At 50.0% G+C, this 3717-nt stretch carries 3 protein-coding genes and 1 other RNA gene; all 4 read left to right on the top strand.

Annotated features, from left to right (window positions below):
• A partial coding sequence (locus ACR0P9_RS08970; protein WP_432619351.1) for an asparagine synthetase B family protein occupies positions 1–1093 on the top strand: 1093 nt, incomplete at its 5' end.
• 55 nt (positions 1094–1148) lie between these two features.
• Positions 1149–1757 carry an NUDIX hydrolase gene (locus tag ACR0P9_RS08965; RefSeq protein WP_432619349.1) on the top strand — a complete coding sequence of 203 codons (609 nt, stop codon included), beginning with the start codon at positions 1149–1151 and terminating at the stop codon, positions 1755–1757.
• A 32-nt stretch (positions 1758–1789) separates the two neighbouring features.
• Positions 1790–2143: RNase P RNA component class A (gene rnpB, locus ACR0P9_RS08960), an RNA gene on the top strand.
• A 124-nt stretch (positions 2144–2267) separates the two neighbouring features.
• Positions 2268–3665, top strand: coding sequence for a UDP-N-acetylmuramoyl-L-alanine--D-glutamate ligase (gene murD, locus ACR0P9_RS08955; RefSeq protein ID WP_432619347.1), 1398 nt, complete (start codon positions 2268–2270; stop codon positions 3663–3665).
• The last annotated feature ends 52 nt before the right edge of the window (positions 3666–3717 follow it).

Raw genomic sequence — 3717 nt, 5'->3', positions numbered from 1 at the left:
AGATGCCATACAGCGGCAATTGGTATCGGATGTCCCTCTGTGCACGTTTTTGTCCGGTGGTTTGGATTCCAGCATTATTTCCGCTGTAGCCGCGCGGCAATACGCGCGGGAAGGGCGGCAGTTGGATACCGTGTCGGTCACATATCGAGACAATGCGCGGTATTTTCAGGCATCTCATTTTCAACCAAATAGTGATGACAGCTATATGGGACTCATGAATGATGCTATTGATGCGAAAAATCATCTGATAGAGATTGATACGCCGCAGCTGGTACAGGCGTTGTTTGAAGCGGTAGAAGCGCGGGATCTGCCGGGGATGGCGGATGTAGATGCCTCACTGCTGTTATTTTGCCGAGAAATCAAAAAAATCGGCACGGTGGCACTGTCCGGTGAGTGTGCGGATGAAATTTTTGGCGGGTATCCATGGTATCGCGATGTGGATATTCGGCGCAAAGCGGGATTTCCGTGGGCGCAATCGACACAATATCGCGCGTCTTTCTTGACACAGGAATGGCAAGAGCAGATAGATGCAGAGGCATTTGTGGATCAAAAGTACCGACAGACGATTGCGGAAGTGACACCGGAGGGTATTCACGGGGAAGACGACAAACGAATTCGAGAGATGACCCGTTTGAACTTTGAGTGGTTTATGCAGACTTTGTTGATGCGAAAGGATGCAATGAGTATGTTCAGCGGCTTGGAAGTCCGCGTGCCGTTCTGCGATCATCGCATCGCGGAGTATCTGTATAACGTCCCGTGGAGCATGAAGGATCTACACGGCAGAGAAAAAGGATTGCTGCGTGAAGCGGTGAAAGGCATTGTGCCGGAAGAAATTCGGATGCGCAAAAAAAGTCCGTATCCGAAAACGCACAATCCAGCATATATGCGTGCTGTGGGCAATTTGCTGCGGCAGATACTGGATGAGGGAACGTCCCCGATGTTTGCTTTTATCCGGCGGGATGCGCTGGAACAATTATTGACGCAATCGCGCGCGCAGCCGTGGTATGGTCAGCTGATGCAGACGCCGCAGACGATCGCGTATTTCTTACAGCTGCATCATTGGATGAAGCTGTATCATGTGACCATTCAATAGAAGCCATTGTAATCCTTGCCGGTTTGCGGTATGATGACAGCAAGGCGGTGAGATCATGCGGGAAATATTGGATATTTATAATGAGGATTGGCAGTGTATCGGCACGGCATCACGCGAAGAAGTGCATGAGCATGGATTGCTGCACCGTGTCGTGCACTGCTGGATCTTACAAGAGAATCAGTCGGTGCTTTGGTTTCAGCAGCGGGCACACACAAAGAAGGATTTTCCAGATTGTTTTGATTTGCCGTGCGGCGGGCATGTAGATGCCGGAGAGACGCCGATGCAGGCGATGCTGCGCGAGCTTCGAGAAGAAATTGGACTGCATGTGACAGGAAATGACCTCATTTCCTTGGGAGAGTACCGTGCACCAGATTTTCGTATCCCTGGTTATTATGACCGAGAAATGTCACATGTGTTCATGATTTGTACAGATGCGCCTGCGTTTTCACTGGGAGATGAGGTACAGCGCATGGTACGTGTTTCTGTAGATCATTTCTATCAAATGGAGGTAAAACAGCGAGAAAGAATACCTGTTCAAACAGAAAACGGCAAGCAAGTTCTCGTGGACAGAGAGCGATGGTGCTGCCATGACGGGGAATTTCAAGCAATGGTTTTGCCATATTTGCGGCAAAAAAATCCTGAGATTTTCTCAGTTGAAGATTGACAAAATCGCTGATTTTAGTATAATAAACGGAGTGAGTAAAGTTAGCAGTCGCGCAGATCGCGCCGAAAGGCCCTTCTGTGAGGAAAGTCCGGGCTGCGCAGGGCAGGATAACGGATAACGTCCGCCGGAGGCGACTCTAGGAAAAGTGCAACAGAGATATACCGCCGTGGCTTCGGCTGCGGTAAGGGTGGAAAGGCGAGGTAAGAGCTCACCAATTCCATAGGTAACTATGGAATTCTGTAAACTCTATCCGCAGCAACACCGTGGAGGGACATATAGGATTTGCCCGATCCGTCCCGAGGAGGTGGCTTGAGGCGTATGGCAACATGCGTCCAAGATAGATGGCTGCTCCAATGACAGAACCCGGCTTACTCTTTACTCACTCTTTATTTAAATGAAATGCAGGATTTTTACCGCCCGCAGGGGCGGTTTTCCTGACATGGAATAAAACAGGTGATTTCGCTTGGGTTTGGGAGAGACCAGCGGCGAAACATGTTGGAGGTTCGAGAAATGAGTGCATATGATCGCTTTTTGGAAGCCATGAGTGGCAAAAATGTCACTGTCATTGGAATCGGGGTCAGCAACACACCGCTGATCAGTCTGCTGCTGGAAGCCGGCGCACATGTCACGGTACATGACCGGAAGACCACAGAGGAGCTTGGAGAAATCTATGAAGGACTGCACGACATTGGTGTAGAATTCTCTGTTGGCAGCGAGTACTTGAAGAATCTGTCTGGAGATTATATCTTCCGCACGCCGGGTATGCATCCGAACCAGCCGGCACTGGTGAAGGCCCGCGAGCAGGGAAGTGTTATTACCAGCGAGATGGAAGTGTTTATGCAGGTTTGTCCGTGCCCGATCCTTGCGATTACCGGATCTGACGGCAAGACGACGACCACCACATTGACTTGTGAAATCCTCAAGAAGGCAGGATACACCTGTCATTTGGGCGGCAATATTGGTCATCCGCTGCTGGCAGATGTGCCGTTTATCAATGAAAACGATTTTGCTGTTGTTGAACTGTCTTCGTTCCAGCTGATGGATATGAAGTGCTCTCCGGCAGCTGCACTGGTAACCAATGTCACGCCGAATCATCTGGATATTCACAAGGATATGGCAGAGTATATCGAGGCGAAGACCCACATCTTCATCAATCAGAAGCCGGGTGCCAAGCTCGTGCTCAACGCAGACGATGCTGTTTCGCAGGATTTCCGTCCGGCAGAAGGCGTAGAACTGCTCAAGTTCTCGATGAAGGGACCGGTTGAGAACGGCGTATATCTGGAAGACGGCGTGATCTGGTATGCAGAAGACGGCAACCGCCGCAAGATTATGGATGCAGATGAGATTCGTATTCCTGGTGCACATAACATTGCCAATTACATGGCAGCAATCTGCATGACCCATGGCAGAGTGACCTTTGACAACGTGCGTGATGTTGCCCATGATTTCGGCGGTGTAGAGCATCGTCTGGAGCTGGTACGTACACTCAATGGCGTCAAGTATTACAATGACTCGATTGCCTCCAGCCCAACGAGAACAGCAGCAGGCCTGCGTTCGTTCAAGCAGAAGGTGATTCTGCTCGCTGGCGGTCATGACAAGAAGATTCCGTATGATTCGTTTGGACCGATTGTCTGCGACCATGTCAAGCGTTTGGTATTGATTGATGCCAATCCGGATGACTCGACAGCACCGGCAATTAAGGCTTCCGTGCTGGCAGCTAATAATTATAAGGCGGACGAGCTTCCGATTGATACCTATGACGATTTTGAAAAGGCAGTCCGTGGCGCAGCCGCAGTTGCTGAGGATGGAGACATTGTTTTGATGAGCCCGGCAAGTGCTTCCTTTGATATTTTCAAGAACTTTATGGAGCGCGGCAACCGCTTTAAGGATATTGTCAATAGTCTGTAAATCACATATGATGATAGAATCACAGCCGCCGGATGAAAATCCGGCGGTTTCT

Source organism: Butyricicoccus sp., assembly GCF_050872565.1.
In the GTDB taxonomy this organism is placed as follows: domain Bacteria; phylum Bacillota; class Clostridia; order Oscillospirales; family Butyricicoccaceae; genus Butyricicoccus_A.
The sequence above is the reverse complement of the archived record's forward strand: the minus strand, read 5'-3'. Positions and strand labels throughout refer to the sequence as shown.